Source organism: Streptomyces sp. H27-H5 (assembly GCF_026627505.1).
Taxonomy (GTDB): Bacteria; Actinomycetota; Actinomycetes; order Streptomycetales; family Streptomycetaceae; genus Streptomyces.
The window spans coordinates 23,543-44,085 of sequence record NZ_JAPNLK010000033.1 but is presented as its reverse complement, the minus strand read 5'-3'; the positions used below and the strand labels follow the sequence as shown (position 1 = coordinate 44,085).

Below are 20,543 nucleotides of genomic sequence, written 5' to 3'. Positions count from 1 at the left end.
TGTAGCGCCCGAAAGCGGGGGCAAGAGCGGCAACGAAGCCATCCGCACCAGGGAGGGAACGTCGCCATGCCTCGCTCTGTCGCAGTCGTCAGCCCCGTACGTGAGACAGCCGCCGAGGTCGTTCCCCCGACCGGATTCCAGGCGGGGGAGTCCTTCACGGAACTGCCCCCCGTGGCCAACGCCCGCGAGGTGGCCCCCGGTGACGCGCGCGCACTGTCGCGCCTGTTCCTGACCCGGCTGCGGACCCTGGAGGAGGGGACGCGCGAGTACCAGTACGCGCGCAACACCCTCATCGAGATGAACATCTCCCTCGTCCACTTCGCCGCCCGACGCTTCCGCGGTCGGGCGAGCGGCGGCGGTGTCGAGATGGAGGACATCGTCCAGGTGGGCACCATCGGCCTGATCAAGGCGATCGACCGCTTCGACCCGGACCGGGAGGTCGAGTTCTCCACCCTCGCCCTCCCCTACATCACCGGCGAGATCAAGCGCTACTTCCGCGACACGACGTGGGCCGTGCACGTACCCCGCCGGCTCCAGGAACTGCGGACGGAACTCGCGAAGAGCCAGGAAGAGCTGACGGACGTGCTCGGCCGGGCGCCGACGGTCAAGGAGATCGCCGAGCACCTGGAACTCGGCGAGGAGGAGGTCATCGAGGGACTGGTGGCCGCCAACGGCTACACCAGTGGCTCCCTGGACGCCTCCGCCGACTCCGACGAAGCGGCGACGAGCGGCCGCAAAACCCGTCCGCTCGCCGAGAGCATGGGCGAGGCCGACCCGGCCGTGGAGCTCTTCGAGGAGATGCACACCCTCGCCCCGCTGCTCGGCCGGCTGCAAGAGCGCGACCGTCTGATCCTGCGGATGCGCTTCGGCCAGGAGAAGACCCAGGCCGAGATCGGCGCCGAACTCGGCATCTCCCAGATGCAGGTCTCCCGCCTCCTGACGCGGATCCTCACCCAGCTGCGGAGCGGCATGCTCGCCGCCTGAACCCGTCCTGCGGGCGGCACCTCCGGACCCTTCCGGCGGTGCCGCCCTTCCGCGTGTCCGGCAGGCCCGACCCGGTTCGACGGACCCGCGACCGGGGGCCTGCGGCGCCGGTAGAATCCTTGCGCCAGCCGATGTCGATTTCGTCCCGCCTACGAGGGAAGAGCGTGCCTTCACCCCACCCCCGCCGGCCCTGCTCACCCGGCGCCGCCGGCGAGCACGCGTTCCTCCCGTACGAGGACGACGCGACACGGGCCGAGACCGTGGTGCGCCGCGTGGGCCGGCCGCGAACGTCGGGAACGCCGCTGGGCGCCGTACCCCCGCGCGACCGACCGGGCATACGATTCGCCGGCGGCGGAGACCTCGACGCCCGTGAGGTCACCTCATGATCGACACGGCCTCCCCGGCAACCGCCCCCGGAGCCTTCGTCCACCCGGCCCTCTTCTACCGGGACCCCGAGGAATACACGGCCGGCGTCGGCGACTTCGTCCGCACGGCCCTCGCCGCCGACGAGCCCGTCCTCGTCGCCGTCCCCGGCCCGAGCCTGGAAGCGCTGCGCCGGTACCTGGGCTCCGACGCCGACCACATCGACGGCGTGGACATGACGGAGCTGGGCCGCAACCCCGGACGCATCCTCGCCGCCCTCCAGGGGTTCGCCGACCGACACCCGGGGCGCACCGCGCGGATCGTGGGCGAGCCGATCTGGCCGGGCCGTTCCCGGGCCGAGGTCCTGGAGGCCACCCGCCACGAGGCGCTCATCAACACCGCCTTCGCACACCGGTCCGCGACCATCCTGTGCCCGTACGACACGGGCGCGCTGGCCCCCGAGGTGATCGCCGACGCCCGGCGCACCCACCCCACCCTGATCGAGTCCGGCCGGGAACTCGCCAGCCCCGCCTACACGGACGCCGCCGTCGTCTGCGCGGACTGCGACGTCCCGCTGACCGAACCCGCTGCCGAGGCCGTCCTCGTCGACTACGCGGCGGGCCGGCTCGCCGACGTGCGCGAGCACGCCGAATCCTGGGCCCGACGGACGGCGCTCGACGCGGGACGGCGCGACGACCTGGTCCTCGCCGTCAGCGAGGCGGCCGCCAACTCGGTCGCCCACGGTGGCGGGAAGGGACGGCTGCGCCTGTGGACCACACCCGCGGGCGACGTGGTCGCCGAGGTCAGCGACGACGGCCGCCTCCGCGACCCGCTCGCCGGCCGCTCCCGCCCCGCCCTGGCCTCCGGCAACGGGGGCCGCGGCCTGTGGATGATCCACCAGTTGTGCGACCTCGTCGAGGTCAGGGCCCTGGACACGGGACTCACCCTGCGCCTCCACATGACGATCAACCGGCGGTCATGAGCACGACCAAGAGTGACGAACCGGCTGTAGAGTTCAGACGCGAACACGCGCAACGGAAAAGACAGTGCATCGGAAGGCTGACGTGGGAACTCGCGACCTAGGGGACAGTGACGTGCCGCCCCGCGCCGACAACGAGACGGCCGAGCCGCGGCGGGCCGAACTCCGGCACAGCGAGCCGGACGCCGTGGTGTGCGCGCTCTCCGGAGACCTCGACCTCGACAGCCTGGGATCCGTCCAGCCCGTCCTGGACGAGGCGATCGGGTCGGGCCCGTCCCGACTGGTGATCGACCTCTCGGGAGTCGGATTCTGCGACTCCTCGGGCCTCAACCTGCTGCTGAGCCTGAGGCTCGACACCGAACGGGAGGGCATCGCGCTGCGACTGGCGGCGCCCACCGACCAGTTGTCGAGACTCCTCCAGCTCACCGGCGCGGACGGCGTCTTCACCATCAGCCGCACCGTGCCGGACGCCCTCGCTGCGGGATGAGCCCCGACACCGCCTCGCACCTGCCGTGACTCCTCCCAGGAGGGGGACCGGCACCCGCATCCGAGGTGTTCAAGAGGACAGGGCGGGTATGCGCGGGGTCTGGGACACCGAAACGGTCGATCCGGACTTTTACCGGGCCAGGACGGCAGGAGTACGACATCAACGACAAGACCAGTGCCCCAGGGGGTGAGACCACAGTGACGCCCATCGGACCGGAGACCGGCGATCCGCTGCGCGCGGACATCAAGGCCGTGACCCAGCGTCGGCGCCTCGCGCTGAGCGGGACCCGCGGCCAGGTCGCCAAGGGACGAGATTTCACCCGGGAAGCCCTGCGTGACTGGGGATGGGACGGTCACGAGACCGCCGAGGACGTCCTGCTCATCGTGTCGGAGCTGCTGACCAACGCCGTCATGCACGCCGGCGGTTGCCAGGAGTTCGTGATCGCGGCCGCCGGCGACGTCCTGCGCATCGAGGTCTTCGACGGGGAGACCGAACTGCCGCGCCCCCGTCCCCGGCAGCAGGGAGCGACGCCGGGAGGCCACGGCCTGTACATAGTGCGGCGGCTCTCGGACCGTTGGGACGCCCAGGCCCATGACCACGGCAAGGTGGTCTGGGCCGAGGTCGACGTGGTGCGCCTGACGACCGGTCTGCCCGCGCCGGCCCCGGCGCCGAGCACGCTGCCGACCACCTCGGCCCCCGCCGCGCCCCTTCTCGACGGTGTCCCTCTCCAGGCGGACACGCACGGCTGAACGGCGATCGCGCACCGGACACGGCGGACCCGACGGGTCACGTGTCCCGGTCGCGCGGCTTGTGGCGGGCCCAGGGATGGCGCGGTCGGATCCAGATGTCCCGGGCCTGCCGGCCGGCCGCCGTGCGGCTGCGGGCCACCAGGGCGTCCGCCTCGTCGGACGTCTCGACCATCGGACCGGGCCCGCGCAGCGGCTTTCCGGCGGTCTCGTGCAGGAACAGCGTCGACACGAATCCGATGACGCCCGCGACCATCAGGTAGTACGCCGGGACCATGTCGTTGCCGGTGGCCTCCACGAGCGCCGAGGTGAACAGCGGTGTCGTGCCGCCGAACAGGGACACCGAGATGTTGAAGGCCGCGTACCGCAGTCGGGTCGGGAACAGCGCGGGCAGCGTGGAGGCGGCCGTCCCCGCGAAGCAGACGAGCAGCAGCCCGAGGATCGCGCAGCCCACGGCCGGCAACAGGATCCCGCCCTCCCGGATCAGTAGGAACGCCGGGATGGCCAGGGCCACCAGGGCGACACTGCCCGCGAGGAACACCGGTCTGCGGCCCCAGCGGTCCGAGGTGTGGCCCACGGTCGTGATCGTCAGGACCACGAGCAGCATCGTCCCGAGGACAAGGAGCTGGGCCGTGGTGTCGTTCTCGCCCAGGGTGACGGTCATGTAGGTGGGCAGGTAGGACGTCACCATGTAGTTCGTGACGTTGTACAGCAGGACCAGCCCCATGCAGATGAGCACCGCGTGCCAGTGGCGCGTGAAGATCTCCTTGGGGTGCCCCCGGCCCGCCGCCGGGACCTCCGCGCCCGCCTCCCCTTCGGCGGCCGCGTAGGCGGCCTCCTTCTTGAAGGCCGGGGTCTCCTCCAGCTTCAGCCGCATGTACAGGCCGATCAGGCCCAGCGGGCCCGCGATGAAGAACGGGATGCGCCGGCCCCAGTCCTCCCGGCCGTCCGAGCCCATGACGAGGGTCAGGATGGTGACCAGGCCGGAGCCCATGGCGTAACCGACGAACGTGCCGAAGTCGAGTCAGCTGCCCAGGAACCCCCGGCGCTTGTCCGGCGCGTACTCGGCGATGTAGGTGGTCGCGCCGGCGTACTCGCCGCCCGTGGAGAAGCCCTGGACCAGCCGGCAGACCAGGAGCAGCAGGGGCGCGACGAAGCCGACGGACGCGTACGTCGGGAGGAACCCGACGGCGAACGTACTGGCCGCCATCATGATCATCGTCGCCGCGAGGACCTTCTGCCGGCCGATCCGGTCGCCGAGCGGCCCGAACACGAGGCCGCCGAGGGGGCGGACCAGGAAGGCGGCGGCGAAGGTCGCGAACGTCGAGACGACCTGGGCGCCCGGCGAACTCGACGGGAAGAAGACCTTGCCCATGGTTCCGGCCAGGTAGGCGTACACGCCGAAGTCGAACCACTCCATCGTGTTGCCCAGGGCGGCCGCGGTCACGTCGCGGCGCACCTGCGGCTGATCGGCGACCGATACGTCCTCGCTGGGCGGGGCCTTCTTGCGGCGCCGGAGCAGGGTACGGAGCATCCGATCGGTCGACGCGTGACCGCTGCGCGAGGGCTGCGGGCGGCGGGACGGTCCTGCCATCGTGTCGACCTCTGATTCTTCGGGCAGGCACGCCACTCGGCATGTCGGCAGGTCCGACCGTGTGAGGGGACGGCCGCGGGACGCGACGGCCCCCGGGCCCCGTCCCACGACGACGGGGCGGGCGGTTCAGCCTCGGGGAGAGGGAGTGGGCCCGGCGTCCTGGAACCGGTCCTCGTCGCGCAACACCGGGGTGATCTTCACGGCGTGCAGCGTCAGCCGCTGGATGCGCGTCTCGTGGTTCGATGCCGTGCCGCTCGCGTCGTCGGTCCCGGTCGGGGCCGCGTCCGTCAGGTCCCAGGCGGTGACCACCTCCCGGCCGTTCGCCGTCGTGGCGTCGATCCGGACGGTGCGCTGCCCGTCCGGCTCCCGGCCGAGCGCCCAGGCGAGGGCCTTCGGGGTGTCGGTCAGGACGCAGCCGGTGAGCGTCACGGTCAGCTCCTGCCCCGGCAGGCCCCCGTCGCCCTGGGGGCCCAGCCCCTGGGCGTCCTCGCAGGTGAAGCGCTCACCGTCGACGGTGATGCGGTACTCGGTGGTGTGCTGTGTGGAATCGTCCATGGTGGCGCGCCTGCCCGACGCCCCGCCCGGTATGCGGGCGCCGGTCATCGGTCCTCACCGTGGGCGTGCAGGACGGCTCGTACGTTCTCGATGCTGCCGCAGTCGGCCGCCAGGTGCTTCTCCCGCTCGCGCAGGAACGCGACGCCCAGCTCGGCCCGGCGTTCGTCCGGGACGTTCTCCCTGGCACCGTTGAGGATCGTCCGTTCCTCCTCGTCGATGTGGTGCGACACCGCCTTCGACAGGTCTTCGAGGCGCTCGTCCCACTCCTCGGAGCCGACGTCGGCGACCTCCAGGAGGGCCAGCAACGCCTCGTTGCCCTCGGTGTGCTCCTCGGCCCCGTGTTCCACTTCCTCGTCGTCCACGTTCTTGAACCGCTTCAGCGCGCCGTACACCTCGGACTCCTCGGCCTCGGCGTGCGCGATGAGCAGCGCGGAGAACTTCTTCAACGCCTCGGCGCGGTCGGCCTCCACGCTCCGCATGCGGCGAAACAGTTCCTCCATGGTGCGGTGGTCCTTCAGGATCACAGCGACTACATCGTCATTCGCCGTCATGGCGTGCTCCTGCCTGTTCTGTCGTGCCCGGCGTGGTTCTCGCGGCCCAGGGCCGCAGGTCAGCGTCGTCGGCCGCCCGTGACGAGGCGGTAGACGAGCAGCAGGATCATCGAGCCGACGACGGCCGCGATCCAGGTCGAGAGGTCGAAGAAGCCGTCGATCGAGTCGACCCCGAACAGCACCTTCCCCAGCCAGCCGCCGAGGAGACCACCGGCGATGCCGATCAGGATGGTGACGAAGAAACCGCCGGGATCCCTGCCGGGCATGAGCGCTTTCGCGATCATTCCCGCAAGCAGTCCGATGATGATCCAGGCGATGATTCCCATGGTGTTGCCTCTCCGGGCTCCGATGAATTTCCTACGTTCGCCGAATGCTCCCTGCGGAGGAATTCAAACCCGGGCGAAATGCCCGGCGAAAGGAGAGGGCCGCAGGCCCGCCCGGGACGCGTGCCCACCGGGGAAGTGGGCAGACGTCGGACCAGGAGCCGGCGAAAGGGACCGTATGCGCAGTGTCGGTGTCGAGGAAGAACTGCTGCTCGTCGATCCGCGGACCGGTGAACCCGCCGCGTCCGCCGGCGCGGTGCTGGCCTCCGCGATCCGGACGGGGGGCCGCGCGGCGGGAGCCGACGGCGAGATCCCGCTGGAGAAGGAACTCCACAAGCAACAGGTCGAATTCGCGACCAAACCGGTGACGATGATGGGCGAGCTCGGCGAGGAGATCCTGCGCTGGCGCGCCGAGGCCGCCCGGCACGCCGAGGCCGCGGGCATGGTCGTCGCCGCTCTCGCCACCTGCCCGACCCGGGTGGAGCCCTCACTGAGTAGGGGGGAGCGGTACCAGTGGATCGGCCGGCAGTTCGGCCTGACGGCGCAGGAGCAGCTGACCTGCGGCTGCCACGTTCACGTGTCGGTGGACTCCGACGAGGAGGGCGTGGCGGTCCTGGACCGGATTCGCCCCTGGCTGTCCGTCCTGACCGCCCTGAGCGCGAACTCACCCTTCTGGCAGGGAGAGGACACCGGCTACGGGAGCTATCGCAGCAGGGTCTGGAACCGGTGGCCCTCGGCCGGCCCGGTGAGCGTCTTCGGCTCCGCCGACCGCTACCACGAGCGGGTCCGGGCCATGCTCGCGACCGGCGCCCTCCGCGACGAGGGCATGATCTACTTCGACGCTCGGCTGGCCGCGTCCTACCCCACGGTGGAGATCCGGGTGGCGGACGTCTGCCTGGACGCGGGGACGCCCGTACTGCTCGCCGCACTGACCCGCGGGCTGGTGGACACGGCCTCCCGGGCCTGGCAGGCCGGAGAGCCCCCGTCCCAGGTCGACACCGCCCTGCTCCGGCTGGCGGCGTGGCGGGCGGCCCGATCCGGGCTCGACGGGCCCCTGATCCATCCGGTCACACTGGCGGAGACCTCTCCCGAGGATGTCGTGTGGGCGTTGTACGAGCACGTACGGGACGCCCTGGAGGAGAACGGGGACGCCGAACGGGTCCGGGCCGGCCTGGTGGAACTCCAGGAGCGGGGCACCGGGGCCCGGGTGCAGCGCGCCCTCCTGCGCGACGAGGGGGACCTCGCCGCCGTGGTCACCCGGTGCGCCCGCCTCACTCTCGGCGGTTGACGCGCCGCCGGCCCCGGGGGGTGGCGCGCCGCCGGCGCAGCGCCGCGTCGAGGGACAAGGTCGGTGCGCCCGCGAGGACCAGCGGGGTCCAGGCCATCAGGTAGGCCAGGTCGTTTCCGTAGTAGTACGGGGTGGCCTGCCAACTGACGGTCAGCCAGAGGCTGAGCGAGATCAGTGCGCCCCCGAGGGCCGCGATCCGGGTCAGCAGGCCGGCCAGGACCCCCAGCCCGACGGCGGTCTCGCCGAGGGCCATCGCCAGGCCGAAGCCACCCGGGTCGTTCAGGGCGACCGCCACCAGTGCCGGGATCGCGGCCGACCCCTTCACCCCTTCGAGCTGTTGGCCGATCGAGCCGTCACCGGTGGCGGAGAGGAACGCCGGGTCGAGGAGTTTGTCGACGCCGGCGTACACGAACGTGATGCCGAGGAAGAGGCGCAGGGGCAGGAGCGCGTGCCGCGTGGCGGCGGACCGCGGACCGGAGGATGTCGTGTTCACACGCAGCACACGTCGCGGCCGGGCCCCTGGTTCGGACCGCCTTCGGGACACGGGCCCGGGCCGGCCCTTTGCTTCCCCGTCAACGCCCTTGTCCGGGCCGGCGGTTCAGGAAGCGCCGAGTCCCGGGGCCCAGGCCCCGGGACTCGGCGTGGTCCACTTCGCTGACCGTTCTTCTCAACGACCGTCCGGCCGTGGGGACACCGCCTGCCGGGACCGCGTTCGCGGACATCGGCCCGTGGCAGGCCACCTGTGCGCTCCACAAAGCGGAGCGAACCCGCTCGAACCATCGCATGCGTCGCACTACGCAGCGTGCTCGTCGTGACGCCCGGTGGCGGGCGAGCCCCTACGCGAGGGTGCGGGACCGCGCCGCGACCGACCGAACGGGGGGCGGTCACCGAATCCCCGAACGCCCTGCCGGCGCCTCACGCGGGGGCGGCGGCCACGCAGAACTCGTTGCCCTCCGGATCCGCCATCACCACGTGGTGCCCCTCGAACTCCGCCACGACCCGCCCGCCCGCCACCACCAGACGACGGGACTCCGCCCCGATCCGTTCTCACCGCTCGGCCGGACCGCCGTGCCCCGGCACCCGGATGTCCATGTGCAGGCGATTCTTCGCCCGCTTGGGTTCCGGAACCCTCAGGATCGAGAGACGGGGGCCGACGCCGTCCGGATCGCAGAGCCACGCCCCGCCGCCCGCGGGGTCGGCCGCGTCCGGGTCGTGCGCGTCCGCGCCGTCCTCCGGGGGATCGAAGTGGGCGGCCCACTCCTCGCGCGTGGCGAAGGGGGCGGGTGGCGGCTCGTCGACGTAGCCCAGTGCCGTCTTCCAGAAGGCGGCGAGCGGCCGGGCATCGGCACAGTCAAGCGTCAGATCGATTCTGGTGGCCATGGCCCGACCGTAGCGCGCACCGCGGGTCGACCACCGGTCAGAAGCCCCCTCCGACCTCGTGCGCCGCGCCCCCGGCTGCGGTGGCCGTCGACGCGTACGTGTCCTTCCCGGCGTCCCGGCCGCCCTCGGCGTGGTTGTACTGGGCGGCGAAGACATGGCGGCCCGCCGGCACCGTTCTGCCGGCCTTGAGGGTCCACCGGTAGACCAGGGCGCCGCCGGACTCCCGGGCCACGACGTCGAAGTCGCCGGCCGGCAGGGTCTGCCAGGTGCCGGTGGTGGCCACGCCGCCCGTCTGTGCGATGCGGACCTCCAGGCTGAACGCGGTGAGCGGCTCCCGGGTCTGGAGGGTGATGTTGCTCTGGGCCCAGTAGGTGTTGCTGTGCGGGTCGACGGACCCGTCGGACCACAGCGGCCCGCTCTCGGTGCTCGGCGTGCCGGCGCCGTCGGGCGCCGACACCACCTGTCGTGCGCCACGCTCCTCTTCACCCGTCACCGACGCCACGGTGTGGGCGCCGACCACCAGGGCCGCGCCGGCGGCGAGAGAGGCGAGGGTGACGCGGGGCCAGGAGAGGGCCTGCCGCCGGGCGGCGGGGGGCGGCGCGTCGGCCATGCCCCGTTCCACGCGCGCGAGCATCCGCTCCCGGTCCGGTACGTGGGCCCGTGCGGCGGCCCGCAACTCCTCGTGCAGGTCGGTCATCGGGTCCTCCCTCCCGTGAGTTCGCCGGCGGCCCGCGTGCCGAGCAGCTTCTGTAGTTCCGCCATCCCCTTGGAAGTCTGGCTCTTCACCGTGCCGACGGATATCCCGAGGGCGAGCGCGGTGTCCTTCTCGGACAGGTCGAGCGCGTGGCGCAGGACCACACACGCCCGTTTGCGAAACGGCAGCCGGGCCAGGGCGCTTCGTACGTCGAGGACGGAGGCGACGTCCGCGGCCTCGACCACCTCGGGGCGGTTCGACCAGAAGAGACTCACCCGCCGCCGCTCGCGCACGGCCGCACGGATCCTGGTACGGGCCAAGTTCGCCACCACGCCCCGGGCGTACGCGAGGGGGTGATCGGCGCCGCGCACCCGGTCCCAGCGGTGCCATACGGCGACGAGGGCGTCCGCGGCCAGGTCGGCGGCGGCGTCCGGTTCACCGATGAGCATCGCGGCCAGCCGCGAGAGTTCGGCGTGGTGTTGTTCGAAGAAGGCGTGGAACTCGGCGGAGGCGTCGTGGTGTACGAGGAGCAAGCCGGGGCCTCCGTGCGATGTGCCGTGCGATGTGCCGGTGCCGGCAGCGGGCGGCAGGTGGGTGACGGTAGCAGCCATGGACGGGGGACCTCCGCTCACGGGGTCCGGACGTCGGTACGGGCGAGGGCCCCGGAGGCGGTCAGCACGCCGGCGCCGGCCGTCCGGCCGAGCGAGGCGGGAAGGCCGGCCGCGGACGTCTCCAGGCCGGCGGAGAGCACGGGCCGCCAGTTCACCGTCGGCCGGATCTTCTTCGGGTTCGCGGCGTTGTACGCGGCCACCAGGTCGGTCACGCGCCCGTTCACCAGGTTCCCGGACCCGGCCAGCGCACCCGTTCCGTCCCCGGTCAGCAGCCGGGAGGTCTTCCCGGCGCCGGGAAGCGTCCAGTTGTTGTACTCGGCGACCACCTGGGCGCGTGCCCGGGAGCTGATGGAGTAGGCGAAGGCGTAGCCGTCGCGCTCGGTCGTGTCGAAGTGGTTGTTGTACAGGTGCACTTGTCCGACGCGGGCCAGCGGGGCCCGCTGCACGATCCCCCGGAAGACGTTGTGGTGCAGGGTGACCCGCAGCCGGGTGTCGTTGTCGCTGCTGCCGATGAGCATCGTCTTGTCGTGGTCGGAGAACCGGTTGTACGACACCGTCACCAGGTCGGAGGCGTTGGTGATGTCCAGGGCGCCGTCGTGGACCTGGTATTCGCGCCCGAAGCGGCGGGGGTTGGCGGCGTCGAGGCCGGGGCTGTCGGTGAACGTGTTGTGATCGGCCCACACATGGGTGGCACCGCGCAGGGACAGCGAGTCGTAGGCGGAGTTCCAGTTGCCGGTCGAACCGTCCGTGGGGTCCCACTGGGGGAAGCAGTCGCGGGTGTCGGAGAAGGCGAGGTTGCGGATGATGACGTTGTCCGCCTTCTTCACCTGGAGGCTGCCGCCCTTCAGGCCGGCGCCGGTACCCGGGACCCCGACGATCGTGGTGTTCGACGGGACGTCGAGCACCATCCGCGCCGCCTGCCGCTTCTGCGCGGTGGCCCGCGCCGACTCCTGGGCGCCGGAAGGCACCTTCGAGCGGCCCCAGTTCGCCGGGTCGTAGGCCTTCAGGTACGAGGCGAGCGAGTACCCCGTGCCCTGGGCGTAGTCGTCGCAGCCGAGGGGGCGACCGGAGTCGTCGACGTTCGTGTCGATGGCGCCCTTCACCCGGACGACGCGCGGAGCCGTCGCCGACCCGGTGGTCAGCGCCTTGGCGAGTTCGGCCCGCGTGGAGACGGTGAACACGCGGCTGCCGGAGGCCGCCGAGCCGCCGGTGGTGCCCTTGCCGTCGGCCGCCCAACCGTCGTGTGCGGGGAGCGCGGCGTGCGCGAGATCGGGGGCGGCCTGGGCGCTCATCGCGAACGGAACGGCGCCGAGCACGCACGCCGCCGCGACGGAGCCGCCGGCGAGGACGGCGATGCGGCGCGTACGGGGAAGACGGTGGGAGGGAGTGGGCACGTGAGCTTCGTTCCTTGCCTCGGGCGGTGACCTGACACCCCCAAGTCGCCGCCCGCGCGCGATACGTTGCCGTGATCCACGCCACTCGGCGGACGGGCGCCGCCCTGTGCCGCGAAGGACGCGGTTCGGCCGCGGGCGGGTGGGCGTGCGTCGCACACGACGGCCACCCGGCCGCGGCCTCCGCCGGCGTCAGGACAGCTTGCCGCCGTAGTCGGGCAGCTTCACGGTGCGTTCGGCGTGGCCGCCGACGAGGTCGCTCGCGTTGTTCCCGATGTTGGCGATGATCGTGTAGCCGCGGGCCTCGATCTCGGCGCGCTTGCCCGTCTTGTACGTGCTGACCTCGTGGAACAGGTCCGGCAGGTCCCGGACGTACAGGCCCGAGACCGGGTAGCCGACGGCCTTCAGGTTGCGTTCGGTGAGGGAGTACACGATCCCCGGGCGCGCGGTCACGAAGAAGACGGCGACCCCACGCTCGTTCGCGTACCGGGTGAGGTCACGGACCTTGCCGATCGCGGGAGTGGGGAAGGTCCAGAACCAGTGGAAGTCCGTCTCCAACGAGCTGTTGTCGATGTCGAGGACGAGCGCGGGCTTCTCCCCGGCGGGCGAGGCGGCGATGCGCTGCTCGATGGCGGGGCGGGCCGCGTCGATGACGTCGGCGACGTCCCGCTGCCAGGTGGCGTAGTCGATGCCGAGGATCGCGGCGTTGCCGCCGGGCGCGGACGCGGCGGGGGCCGAGACCGCGGGCGCGGACGTGGGCGCGGATCGGTCGGCCGCGTCCGCGGCGGTGGCCGGAAGCAGGGTCAGGACGGTGGCCGCGGCGGCCACCGCGGCGGCGGTGGCGGTGCGGGTGGTGCGGGGGCGGGTGCTGCGCATGGGGGACGCTCCTCGTCACACGTTGGCATGTACGCGCCCATGCTTGGGGAGCGTCGCCGCCATGTCTACTGGCCGGTAAGAAACATTTCGTGGCCGACGGATGAATGCCTGGTCGCGAGGGACGGTCCGGACGGAGCCGGGCGCGCGGGCGCGGACGGTGTCCTCGTGTCCCGGCCGGGTCGCCGTACCCGTCACCCGGCCAATCCCCTCGTGGGGCGGCTCCGAATGACCGACGAGGCCGGGCCGGCTGCCCGTCCGCGAGTGAGCGACCGAGAGAGCGGACGCGGCGGCGGCCCGGCCCTCGCGACCCGTCATCCCGGGGAGACCGGCCCGCGGTCACGACGCCGCTGACCGGCTGTCATGTCCGAGGCGACACGGACGGCGCCGCCGCGATCCGAACGGGCGCACGGACCGGCTTTGCGCGCGAACGCTCGACCTCACGGCCCGCCAGGGGGCAGACTCGGGGCAGCAGTCGATCGAGGGGAACGTCCCATGAGCGCGCAACCGGTTCACCCGCACGGACCGCGGCGGATCCCGCGGCACGCCGAGGGCATCGCGGCGGCGCTGTCGGGGGAGTGCCGCCGGGAGTTCCACGCCGAACTCCTGCTCGCCGCGCCCGACGAGGCGAGGGGCGTACTGCTGCGCTGGTGGGGCCGGGCGATGCTCGCCGCCGACGCCGACCGGGGCCCGCGGGTCGCGGTCGCGCTGGCCGGGCACATGCCGACGGTGTCGGTCGGGGAGATGCTGGAGCGTCGGCGGGCCGCGGGCCTGCCCTAGGCCGTCTCTTTCGGATCTTGCCGCGGCCCCCGCAAGATCCGAAAGAGACGACCTCGTGACCCGCAGAGTGCCCCGGTCGGCCCGGGACACCACGAGGTCCCGGATGCGGGGGCTCCGGGACCTCGTGGTGTTCGTTTCGCCGAGCGTCGGGTTCAACGACCGATCGACGAAGTGGTCACCGGCGTCGACGGGAACCGGTCACCTCGGGTCGAGGGCGGTGTCCCCCCTTCCCGGCCGGTCACGGCGCCCCGGCCTCCCCGGCCGGCCCCGTCCGGGCGGCGAGGCCCGAAGCCTCGTCGGCGGGTGCGGTGTCGGCCTGCCGGGGGAGCCATCGGGTGCTCCAGTCGTCCTCGCCCACCAGATCGGCGGGGGAGGACACCAGTGCCGCCTCGATGCGGCCCCAAGTGCCGTCACCGACCCAGATCCGGTACCGCTCGGCCATGCTGTGCCAGGGGCCGTACCGGGCGGGTAGATCCCGCCAGGCGGCTCCCGTCGACAGTTTCCACACGATGGCCTCGACGGCCGTGCGCTCCACACGGGCCGCGGGCCTGCCGAGCCGCGTCTCGATCGCGGTCCAGGCCTCGTCACTCAACTGAAATCGGCGCTCCACGGGAGCATCAACGACCGGCCGCACCCCACCGGCACGCCCCAAGGGCCACCGGTTCCCGCACGCTGCCTTTCCGGGGGGTTTCGGGGCAATGAACGCAGTCCGGTATGGAGAGCGGATAAACGGGCAGGAGCGTGGTTGAAGGCTGCCCCGTGCGCCCCTTCGGCGCACGAATTCGCTGGGAGGGCGCCATGCTGATCACCCTCGGGCTGGTCGTTCTGATCGCCGCGGTCGTCGTCGCGATCGCCGGTGTCCTCGGCAACGCCGGGGTCGGCCAAGGGATCGGACAGGGATTCGACGTCCTCGGTTACCGGGATCCCGCGACGGGCGTCACGCTCACGCGGGCCCCGGCCGACCCGGACCCCGCCAACGCCCCCACCACCCAAGCCCCGCCCACCGACGAGTCCCGCCCCGCGGGAGGAGTCCCTCGAAGGCGGCACCTGTTCGGACACTGAACCGTCCCCCCACCCCGGAGCCACGCGGCCACCGGGCCCACAGTGAAGAATCATCACGCGAAGATCGGAGGGCACCGTGATCATCCTCGGAGTAATCCTGCTCATCGTCGCGATCGTGGCCCACATCAGCATCCTGTACACCATCGGGATCATCCTCATCGTCGTAGGCCTGATCCTGTGGATCCTGGGCGCCATGGGGCACGCTCTGGGCGGACGGAAGCACTACTACTAGGCGACGCAACCACCGGACGCCGGTAGGCGGTGTCCTTCACGGCGTCACACATCGGCCCGTACGCGGGCAACCACACACACCGGGCCGGTGGTTCGTTCCACCGCACGGCCGAGGGGCGGACACCGATCGCGGTGTCCGCCCCTCGCGCGCACCCGGCGACCCCCGACGGCGCCCTACACGGGCGCCGCGCGCGGATCCGACCGGTGTCGCGCGCGGATCCGACGGGTGTGAGACGCGTTCGCCCGGGCATGCGTTCGATGATTTCGGGAGGTCCCCTCCCCACCGCGGCCCCGCGGACTCACGCCGCGCGGCCGGAAGGCCGCCAGAAGGGACATCATCATGGCGGACCCCGCACAGGCCGCGTCCGACGACGAGGGCAAGACCCCCGTGGCCGGACGAGGGCGGTCGCACGACGGCAGAGGCGAGAGCCCCGAGGAGCGCGCCGACCGCCAATGGCAGGAACTCGTACAAGAGATACGCGTGGCCCAGACCGGAGTGCAGATCCTCTTCGGCTTCCTGCTGACGGTCGTGTTCACCCCGCTCTTCCACGGGCTCCCGTCGACCGACAAGACGATCTACATCATCACCGTCGTCCTGGGATCGCTCGCCACCGGCGCCCTGATCGCCCCGGTCGCCTTCCATCGGATCGTCTCGGGCCGTCGCATCAAGCCCCAGGCCGTCGCCTGGTGCTCCCGGCTCACCTTCGTCGGACTGGTCCTGTTGTTGTGCACCCTCGTGACCGCCCTGCTGCTCGTCCTGCGGGTCGCCACCCACAACATGCTCGCGCCGTGGATCGTGGCCGGGGTGTTCCTCTGGTTCCTCGTCTGCTGGTTCCTCCTGCCCCTGTGGGCCCGCTTCCGCTACACCGACGAGGACTGAGGAACCGGCCAGGCATGAGGGGGCGTTCCGAGGGCAGGCGGAGGAATCCACCGACCGCGTTCCGGAGGCCCCTGTGAAGACCTGTGTGTCGGACACGATTTCGATGCGTCTGGAAGAAGAGGAAGCGGGACTCCCGCTCGTCGTCGAGGCCCGGATGACCTACGAAGGCAGCGACCCGCACGCGGTCCGGGCACAGTTCGTGTACGGCGAGACCTTCCTGGCCCAGTGGTACCTCGACCGGCAGATGCTGGCCGACGGGCTGCGCCGGCCCGTGGGGGAGGGAGACGTCTCCCTGCGACCCCAGCGGGACGGCGCACATCCCGCCGTCCGCTTCGAGCTGCGCGGCGACCCCTCGTCGGGTCAGGGACGCGCGGTGCTCCTCGCGGACGCCGGCGCGGTGTCGCGGTTCCTGGAACAGACCTACGCCATGGTGGCCGCGGGTGAGGAGAACCAGGACGTCGACGGCTTCCTCGCCGAGGTGTTCGCCGCCGAATGACGACGCTCGCCGGCGTGCCGGCCGCCCGAGGGGGCACGCTCGACACGGCGAAGGGCACGCGGACGGACAGCCGGACAGCGCCATGAGGCCACACGAGCGACGGGCACACGAGTCACGGGTATCAGGGCCGGTCGGTCCGGGAACAGGCGGGAGGCGGAGCCAGTGGTCATGAAAGCGGTCGGATGGGCACGCTCGTTCCCCATCGCCGAAGGAGTCCGTGCGGCACGCCGCTGGACCGACGAACACCTCGACACCCTGCCGTGGGCACGGGAGGAGCCGGACACCGTGCACTCCGTCCTGCTCACCGTGTCCGAGCTGGTCACCAACGCGCACCTGCACACCGAGGGTGCCGCACATCTGGTGCTGACCTGGGACGGCAGCTGCCTGCACGTGAGCGTCGCCGACGGCGACCCCCACCTGCCCGAGCCGCGCGAGCCCGGCGAGGGAGCGACCTCCGGGCGCGGCCTGGGCATCGTGGCGACGCTCGCCGACACCTGGGACGTGCACGCCTGCCACGGCGGCAAGGCGATCACCGCCTGCTTCCACCCCGCCGGCCCGCCCCACCCGCACACGAGCTGACACGCGCCGCGCGACCCGCCGAGGGGTGCACACACCACTCCCGAGGGCGGCGCGCGCACCGGTGGCCCCTGCCACCCCACCCACTTACACCCACTCATCTCGACTCCACCCGGGCGGGTTTGTGCCCGGGGGTTGCGGGCAGCCGCCACAGCAACCGAAGAGACGAGGCCGCGGCCTGGAGGCCAACATGTCCACAAGCACGCTCATCGCGATCATCGTTCCCGCCGCGCTGGTGCTCATCGCCCTCGCCGCGGGAGTGTGGTTGTTCACGCGCCGCAGGAACCTCCAGCGGCAGTTCGGCCCCGAATACGACCGGACGGCCGAGGCCGCCGGCAGCCGGATGGCGGCCGACCGCGAGCTGAGGGCGCGCCAACAGCGCCACGACACGTTCGAGATCAAGGACCTGCCCGCCGAACGCCGGACGGAGTACGCCGAGGAGTGGCGCGGCGTACAGGAAGCCTTCGTGGACCGCCCGGAAGGGTCGGTCGCCCGGGCCGACGAGCTGGTGTCCCGGCTGATGCGGGAGCGCGGCTACCCGGCGGACGGGTTCCACGGACAACTGCGTGACCTGTCCGTCGAACACGGACGCACCCTCGAACACTACCGCGCGGCCCACGAGGTCAACGTGCGCAGCGGCGAGGGCGAGACGACGACCGAGGAACTCCGCGGGGCGATGGTGCACTACCGCGCTCTGTTCGACGACCTGCTGACGAACACGAACCAAGGGAGCCGATGACATGCGGGAGAACGAAGACACGACCGGCCGACCCGTCGAGGGCCGCCTGACCACGGAGAGCCTCGCCCACCCGGGTACCGAGCGCGGCTCCGGCGTGTATCCCGGCGGGGCCGACACCACCGCCGGGACCGAGGGCGACGTCATACGCGACGACCCGCGCGAGGACCCGCGAGAGTTCGGTCGGGACGGCCTGCCGGCCGACCCCCTGGACGGCGTACGGGACGACCCGCGCGAGGTCTCGGCAGGCGACCCGCGCGAGTTCGGCCGGGACGGCCTGCGGGACGAGCCGGCGCGCACCGAGGCGAGCACCGACGAGGTCGGCGCCGGCGAATCGGACGAGCCCCTGCTCGGGGGAGCCGACGCGGACGGCCTGCGCAAGCAGTGGAGCGAGATCCAGGGGCGCTTCGTGGACGACCCGCAGGAAGCGGTGCGGTCCGCCGACACCCTGGTGGCCGAGGTGATGCAGGAGCTCGCCCGGACCTTCTCCGCGCACAAGCAGGACCTGGAGGGCCAGTGGGACCGGGGCGAACAGGTCGCCACGGAGGACCTGCGCCTCGCGCTGCAGCGCTACCGCTCCTTCTTCAACCGCCTCCTCAACACCTGAGGCGCGCACCGGGTCGGGGCACCGCATCGAGCCCTTGACCCCCACGCTCCCGCTGGTCGCCGAGTCACGCGCGGATGCCGGAGCGGGCCGGATGAACCACGCTGGACCTCCCGGGGCGAGTCGCCCCGTACCGGACAGCGGAGGGAAGCCGTCGTGGACCGCGCAACCGCACCACCCAGGGCCCGGCGTCGGACACACGACGCCGGGCCCCTCGCCGTGTGAACCGACTCCCGAACCGACTCCCGAACCGACCGCGGCCCACCCGGCTGACGGAGCAGATCGAGGGCAGAAGGGCAACGACACGGAGGGAGGTTCCGAATGCCCGGAATCCACAGATGGCTCGACCGCGTGAAAGAAGGCGCGACCGCGCTCGGCGAGCGCCGCGCGCAGGCCCAGGCGCGCCGCGACGCGGAGTACGGGGAGAACGCGGAGGAGGAGCGGACGGCAGAGGCCCGACGCGCCCGCCCCCGTACACCGGATCCGGCCGTGGCGGTGCCCTGGAGCATTCGGGTGGCGGCCGAGGCGGGCTGGCGGTTCCTCGTGCTCGCGGCCACGCTGTGGGTGCTGATGCGGGTCATCGGCGCCGTCCGACTCGTCGTCCTCGCCTTCGTCGTCGCCCTTCTGGTCACCGCGCTGCTCCAGCCGACGGTCGCCCGACTGCACCGAAGCGGCCTGTCCCAGGGCCTGGCCACCGCGGTGACCGCGATCTGCGGGTTCCTCGTGCTGGGCCTGGTCGGCTGGTTCGTGGTCTGGCAGGTGCTCGACAACCTCGACACCCTCTCGGGGCGCCTCCAGGAAGGCATCGAGGAACTCAAACAGTGGCTGCTCGACAGTCCGTTCCACGTGACCGAGCAGCAGATCAATGACGTCGCCAAGAACCTGAGCGACGCGATCGGCACCAGCACCAGCGAGATCACTTCCACGGGCCTCCAAGGCGTGACCGTGCTCGTGGAGATCTTCACCGGCATGCTGCTGGCGATGTTCTCCACGCTCTTCCTGCTGTACGACGGCAAGCGCATCTGGCAGTGGACGCTCAAACTGGTCCCGGCCGTCGCCCGGCCGGGCGTGGCGGGCGCCGGTCCGCGCGCTTGGGGCACGCTCACCGCGTACGTGCGCGGGACGATGATCGTCGCCCTGATCGACGCGCTCTTCATCGGCGTCGGCATCTACCTCCTGGGCGTCCCGCTCGCCGTGCCCATCGGTGTGGTGATCTTCCTGGCGTCGTTCGTGCCGCTGGTCGGCGCGGTGGTGTCCGGGGCCCTCGCCGTGGTCGTCGCACTCGTCACCCAGGGCGTGTTCACCGCGCTCATGGCCCTGCTGGTGGTGCTCGCGGTCCAGCAGATCGAAGGGCACATCCTCCAGCCCTTCATCCTGGGGCGTGCGGTCCGGGTCCATCCCCTGGCCGTGGTCCTGGCCGTCGCGACCGGTGGACTGGTCGCGGGGATCGGCGGCGCCGTCGTCGCCGTGCCGCTGGTCGCCGTCGCCAACACGGTGATCGGTCACCTGCGCGCCTACGCGGGAAACGAGGGCGACGAGCCCCCCGCCGAGGACGGGGCGCAGCCCGGTACCCGGTCCGCGCCGGAAACCGGGTCGGAGCCCCCGGCCGACCCGGGGCCGACCACTCCCGTCGCCGACGGCCCCGCCTGAGGCTTCCGCCGGGTCGAGCCGGGACCGCCGTGCGCGTCTCAGTAGCGCAGGGCGGTCCCGGTCTCGGCCTTCACCTCGCCCGAAAGGCTCCGGGTGCTGCGGGCCGTGCCCTTGCCGGTCGCGCCGGCCGTCACGTCCGCGACGGTCACCACGACGGTGTCGAGCAGGGTGCCCCCGCTGTCGCGGAAGTCGACCTGTACGGCGAAGGACTTCTTGTCGCCGGCCGTGTTGGACACCGTCACGGGGACGGTGGTGCGCCCGTCGGTGTCCCGGGCGACGGTTCCGAGGGTCACGTCGTTCTTCGCGTTCACCCCGTCCTTCACCCCGTCGAGCTTCTTCTTCGCCTCGGCCGCCGCGGAGTCCAGACCCGCCCCGACCGACTGCACGGCGGACGCCGCCTTCGAGGCGACATCGGACGGCGTGCTGCCGTCGGAACACCCCGTCGCCCCGGCGGCGAGACCCGCGAGAACGACCAGCGAGAGGGTGCGCATCCACACACGGTTCATTCGGCTCTCCATTGAGCTCGGGCCGGCCACCGCGGGTGCGTGGGCGGGCCGGCGGACGATCCATCGAGGGGCGGTTCGGCAACGCCATGATGGATCCCCGGGCCGTGAGCGGGCGGCCCCGTGTGCCGGTGTCGCGGTGAACCCTACTGATGGCGTGCGGGGAGGGACCCGGCGCGATGGCCGGTTCCCTCCCCGCGTCGTCG

General features: G+C 72.1%; 24 protein-coding genes and 2 pseudogenes. 14 read left to right on the top strand and 12 right to left on the bottom strand.

Going from position 1 to position 20,543, the window contains the following annotated elements; all coding sequences use genetic code 11:
• The first annotated feature begins 66 nt into the window (after positions 1 to 66).
• The 4 genes from OTB19_RS18195 to OTB19_RS18180 all read left to right on the top strand — a co-directional run bounded on the left by OTB19_RS18195 (position 67) and on the right by OTB19_RS18180 (position 3,562).
• The gene (locus tag OTB19_RS18195; protein ID WP_267799323.1) at positions 67 to 984 is read left to right on the top strand and encodes a SigB/SigF/SigG family RNA polymerase sigma factor; all 918 of its coding nucleotides are present in this window, start codon (positions 67 to 69) and stop codon (positions 982 to 984) included.
• A 382-nt stretch (positions 985 to 1,366) separates the two neighbouring features.
• Positions 1,367 to 2,329: a sensor histidine kinase gene (locus OTB19_RS18190; protein WP_267799322.1), complete on the top strand. Its 963-nt coding sequence runs from the start codon at positions 1,367 to 1,369 to the stop codon at positions 2,327 to 2,329.
• 112 nt (positions 2,330 to 2,441) lie between these two features.
• Positions 2,442 to 2,813 (top strand): STAS domain-containing protein, encoded by a 372-nt coding sequence (locus OTB19_RS18185; RefSeq protein ID WP_267799321.1) that lies wholly within the window; start codon positions 2,442 to 2,444, stop codon positions 2,811 to 2,813.
• A 197-nt stretch (positions 2,814 to 3,010) separates the two neighbouring features.
• Positions 3,011 to 3,562, top strand: a complete 552-nt coding sequence (locus OTB19_RS18180) for an ATP-binding protein (protein ID WP_267799320.1) — start codon at positions 3,011 to 3,013, stop codon at positions 3,560 to 3,562.
• Between the two features lie 37 nt (positions 3,563 to 3,599).
• Here the strand turns inward: OTB19_RS18180 and OTB19_RS18175 are convergent.
• The 4 genes and pseudogenes from OTB19_RS18175 to OTB19_RS18160 all read right to left on the bottom strand — a co-directional run bounded on the left by OTB19_RS18175 (position 3,600) and on the right by OTB19_RS18160 (position 6,585).
• Positions 3,600 to 5,093, bottom strand: a pseudogene (locus tag OTB19_RS18175) (MFS transporter).
• A gap of 186 nt (positions 5,094 to 5,279) precedes the next feature.
• Positions 5,280 to 5,708 (bottom strand): hypothetical protein, encoded by a 429-nt coding sequence (locus OTB19_RS18170; RefSeq protein ID WP_267799319.1) that lies wholly within the window; start codon positions 5,706 to 5,708, stop codon positions 5,280 to 5,282.
• Positions 5,709 to 5,752: 44 nt separating this feature from the next.
• Positions 5,753 to 6,259 (bottom strand): hemerythrin domain-containing protein, encoded by a 507-nt coding sequence (locus OTB19_RS18165; protein ID WP_267799318.1) that lies wholly within the window; start codon positions 6,257 to 6,259, stop codon positions 5,753 to 5,755.
• Positions 6,260 to 6,318: 59 nt separating this feature from the next.
• Entirely contained in the window at positions 6,319 to 6,585 is a 267-nt protein-coding gene (locus OTB19_RS18160) for a GlsB/YeaQ/YmgE family stress response membrane protein (RefSeq protein ID WP_053678076.1), read from the bottom strand.
• Positions 6,586 to 6,760: 175 nt separating this feature from the next.
• Here OTB19_RS18160 and OTB19_RS18155 point away from each other — a divergent pair, with 175 nt between their 5' ends.
• Positions 6,761 to 7,870, top strand: coding sequence for a glutamate--cysteine ligase (locus OTB19_RS18155; RefSeq protein WP_267799317.1), 1,110 nt, complete (start codon positions 6,761 to 6,763; stop codon positions 7,868 to 7,870).
• Here OTB19_RS18155 and OTB19_RS18150 read toward each other — a convergent pair.
• The 6 genes and pseudogenes from OTB19_RS18150 to OTB19_RS18125 all read right to left on the bottom strand — a co-directional run bounded on the left by OTB19_RS18150 (position 7,854) and on the right by OTB19_RS18125 (position 12,822).
• Positions 7,854 to 8,363, bottom strand: a complete 510-nt coding sequence (locus OTB19_RS18150; RefSeq protein WP_267799316.1) for a DoxX family protein — start codon at positions 8,361 to 8,363, stop codon at positions 7,854 to 7,856. The genes OTB19_RS18155 and OTB19_RS18150 overlap by 17 nt on opposite strands.
• 422 nt (positions 8,364 to 8,785) lie before the next feature.
• Positions 8,786 to 9,250, bottom strand: a pseudogene (locus tag OTB19_RS18145) (VOC family protein).
• Between the two features lie 37 nt (positions 9,251 to 9,287).
• On the bottom strand, positions 9,288 to 9,947 hold the full coding sequence (locus OTB19_RS18140; RefSeq protein ID WP_267799315.1) for a hypothetical protein: 660 nt from the start codon (positions 9,945 to 9,947) through the stop codon (positions 9,288 to 9,290).
• A complete protein-coding gene (locus OTB19_RS18135; protein ID WP_267799314.1) occupies positions 9,944 to 10,477 on the bottom strand; it encodes a SigE family RNA polymerase sigma factor in 534 nt (177 codons plus the stop codon). Before OTB19_RS18135 ends, OTB19_RS18140 begins: the two co-directional genes overlap by 4 nt.
• A 95-nt stretch (positions 10,478 to 10,572) precedes the next feature.
• Positions 10,573 to 11,949 (bottom strand): pectate lyase family protein, encoded by a 1,377-nt coding sequence (locus tag OTB19_RS18130; protein ID WP_267799313.1) that lies wholly within the window; start codon positions 11,947 to 11,949, stop codon positions 10,573 to 10,575.
• Positions 11,950 to 12,138: 189 nt separating this feature from the next.
• A complete protein-coding gene (locus OTB19_RS18125) occupies positions 12,139 to 12,822 on the bottom strand; it encodes an HAD family acid phosphatase (RefSeq protein WP_267799312.1) in 684 nt (227 codons plus the stop codon).
• A 492-nt stretch (positions 12,823 to 13,314) separates the two neighbouring features.
• Here OTB19_RS18125 and OTB19_RS18120 point away from each other — a divergent pair, with 492 nt between their 5' ends.
• Complete coding sequence (locus OTB19_RS18120; RefSeq protein ID WP_267799311.1) at positions 13,315 to 13,599, top strand: hypothetical protein; 285 nt, start codon at positions 13,315 to 13,317, stop codon at positions 13,597 to 13,599.
• 238 nt (positions 13,600 to 13,837) lie between these two features.
• Here the strand turns inward: OTB19_RS18120 and OTB19_RS43650 are convergent, their stop codons facing one another.
• Positions 13,838 to 14,209, bottom strand: a complete 372-nt coding sequence (locus OTB19_RS43650; RefSeq protein ID WP_385646084.1) for a transposase — start codon at positions 14,207 to 14,209, stop codon at positions 13,838 to 13,840.
• Positions 14,210 to 14,397: 188 nt separating this feature from the next.
• On the opposite strand from OTB19_RS43650, the gene OTB19_RS18110 reads away from it, so the two are divergent.
• The 8 genes from OTB19_RS18110 to OTB19_RS18075 all read left to right on the top strand — a co-directional run bounded on the left by OTB19_RS18110 (position 14,398) and on the right by OTB19_RS18075 (position 19,834).
• On the top strand, positions 14,398 to 14,661 hold the full coding sequence (locus OTB19_RS18110) for a hypothetical protein (RefSeq protein WP_267799310.1): 264 nt from the start codon (positions 14,398 to 14,400) through the stop codon (positions 14,659 to 14,661).
• Positions 14,662 to 14,737: 76 nt separating this feature from the next.
• Entirely contained in the window at positions 14,738 to 14,893 is a 156-nt protein-coding gene (locus tag OTB19_RS18105) for a DUF6131 family protein (protein WP_199826501.1), read from the top strand.
• Positions 14,894 to 15,232: 339 nt separating this feature from the next.
• On the top strand, positions 15,233 to 15,772 hold the full coding sequence (locus OTB19_RS18100; protein WP_267799309.1) for a DUF6328 family protein: 540 nt from the start codon (positions 15,233 to 15,235) through the stop codon (positions 15,770 to 15,772).
• A 103-nt stretch (positions 15,773 to 15,875) separates the two neighbouring features.
• Positions 15,876 to 16,268 carry an SsgA family sporulation/cell division regulator gene (locus tag OTB19_RS18095; RefSeq protein ID WP_267799308.1) on the top strand — a complete coding sequence of 131 codons (393 nt, stop codon included), beginning with the start codon at positions 15,876 to 15,878 and terminating at the stop codon, positions 16,266 to 16,268.
• Between the two features lie 168 nt (positions 16,269 to 16,436).
• Positions 16,437 to 16,847 (top strand): ATP-binding protein, encoded by a 411-nt coding sequence (locus tag OTB19_RS18090; protein WP_267799307.1) that lies wholly within the window; start codon positions 16,437 to 16,439, stop codon positions 16,845 to 16,847.
• Positions 16,848 to 17,034: 187 nt separating this feature from the next.
• Positions 17,035 to 17,583 carry a hypothetical protein gene (locus OTB19_RS18085; RefSeq protein WP_267799306.1) on the top strand — a complete coding sequence of 183 codons (549 nt, stop codon included), beginning with the start codon at positions 17,035 to 17,037 and terminating at the stop codon, positions 17,581 to 17,583.
• Between the two features lies 1 nt (position 17,584).
• Complete coding sequence (locus OTB19_RS18080; protein WP_267799305.1) at positions 17,585 to 18,187, top strand: hypothetical protein; 603 nt, start codon at positions 17,585 to 17,587, stop codon at positions 18,185 to 18,187.
• 318 nt (positions 18,188 to 18,505) lie between these two features.
• On the top strand, positions 18,506 to 19,834 hold the full coding sequence (locus tag OTB19_RS18075; RefSeq protein ID WP_267799304.1) for an AI-2E family transporter: 1,329 nt from the start codon (positions 18,506 to 18,508) through the stop codon (positions 19,832 to 19,834).
• Between the two features lie 38 nt (positions 19,835 to 19,872).
• On the opposite strand, the gene OTB19_RS18070 is transcribed toward OTB19_RS18075, so the two are convergent.
• Positions 19,873 to 20,340 (bottom strand): hypothetical protein, encoded by a 468-nt coding sequence (locus OTB19_RS18070; RefSeq protein WP_267799303.1) that lies wholly within the window; start codon positions 20,338 to 20,340, stop codon positions 19,873 to 19,875.
• Between the last annotated feature and the right edge of the window lie 203 nt (positions 20,341 to 20,543).

Excerpts from the sequence above, each read along its gene's own strand:
- OTB19_RS18160 (WP_053678076.1), bottom strand. The coding sequence starts at position 6,585 with ATGGGAATCATCGCCTGGATCATCATCGGACTGCTTGCGGGAATGATC.
- OTB19_RS18095 (WP_267799308.1), top strand. The coding sequence starts at position 15,876 with ATGCGTCTGGAAGAAGAGGAAGCGGGACTCCCGCTCGTCGTCGAGGCC.
- OTB19_RS18090 (WP_267799307.1), top strand. The coding sequence starts at position 16,437 with ATGAAAGCGGTCGGATGGGCACGCTCGTTCCCCATCGCCGAAGGAGTC.
- OTB19_RS18155 (WP_267799317.1), top strand. The coding sequence starts at position 6,761 with ATGCGCAGTGTCGGTGTCGAGGAAGAACTGCTGCTCGTCGATCCGCGG.
- OTB19_RS18100 (WP_267799309.1), top strand. The coding sequence starts at position 15,233 with ATGGCGGACCCCGCACAGGCCGCGTCCGACGACGAGGGCAAGACCCCC.
- OTB19_RS18080 (WP_267799305.1), top strand. The coding sequence starts at position 17,585 with ATGCGGGAGAACGAAGACACGACCGGCCGACCCGTCGAGGGCCGCCTG.
- OTB19_RS18190 (WP_267799322.1), top strand. The coding sequence starts at position 1,367 with ATGATCGACACGGCCTCCCCGGCAACCGCCCCCGGAGCCTTCGTCCAC.
- OTB19_RS18110 (WP_267799310.1), top strand. The coding sequence starts at position 14,398 with ATGCTGATCACCCTCGGGCTGGTCGTTCTGATCGCCGCGGTCGTCGTC.
- OTB19_RS18165 (WP_267799318.1), bottom strand. The coding sequence starts at position 6,259 with ATGACGGCGAATGACGATGTAGTCGCTGTGATCCTGAAGGACCACCGC.
- OTB19_RS18075 (WP_267799304.1), top strand. The coding sequence starts at position 18,506 with ATGCCCGGAATCCACAGATGGCTCGACCGCGTGAAAGAAGGCGCGACC.
- OTB19_RS18125 (WP_267799312.1), bottom strand. The coding sequence starts at position 12,822 with ATGCGCAGCACCCGCCCCCGCACCACCCGCACCGCCACCGCCGCCGCG.
- OTB19_RS18070 (WP_267799303.1), bottom strand. The coding sequence starts at position 20,340 with ATGAACCGTGTGTGGATGCGCACCCTCTCGCTGGTCGTTCTCGCGGGT.
- OTB19_RS18170 (WP_267799319.1), bottom strand. The coding sequence starts at position 5,708 with ATGGACGATTCCACACAGCACACCACCGAGTACCGCATCACCGTCGAC.
- OTB19_RS18085 (WP_267799306.1), top strand. The coding sequence starts at position 17,035 with ATGTCCACAAGCACGCTCATCGCGATCATCGTTCCCGCCGCGCTGGTG.
- OTB19_RS18140 (WP_267799315.1), bottom strand. The coding sequence starts at position 9,947 with ATGACCGACCTGCACGAGGAGTTGCGGGCCGCCGCACGGGCCCACGTA.
- OTB19_RS18120 (WP_267799311.1), top strand. The coding sequence starts at position 13,315 with ATGAGCGCGCAACCGGTTCACCCGCACGGACCGCGGCGGATCCCGCGG.
- OTB19_RS18195 (WP_267799323.1), top strand. The coding sequence starts at position 67 with ATGCCTCGCTCTGTCGCAGTCGTCAGCCCCGTACGTGAGACAGCCGCC.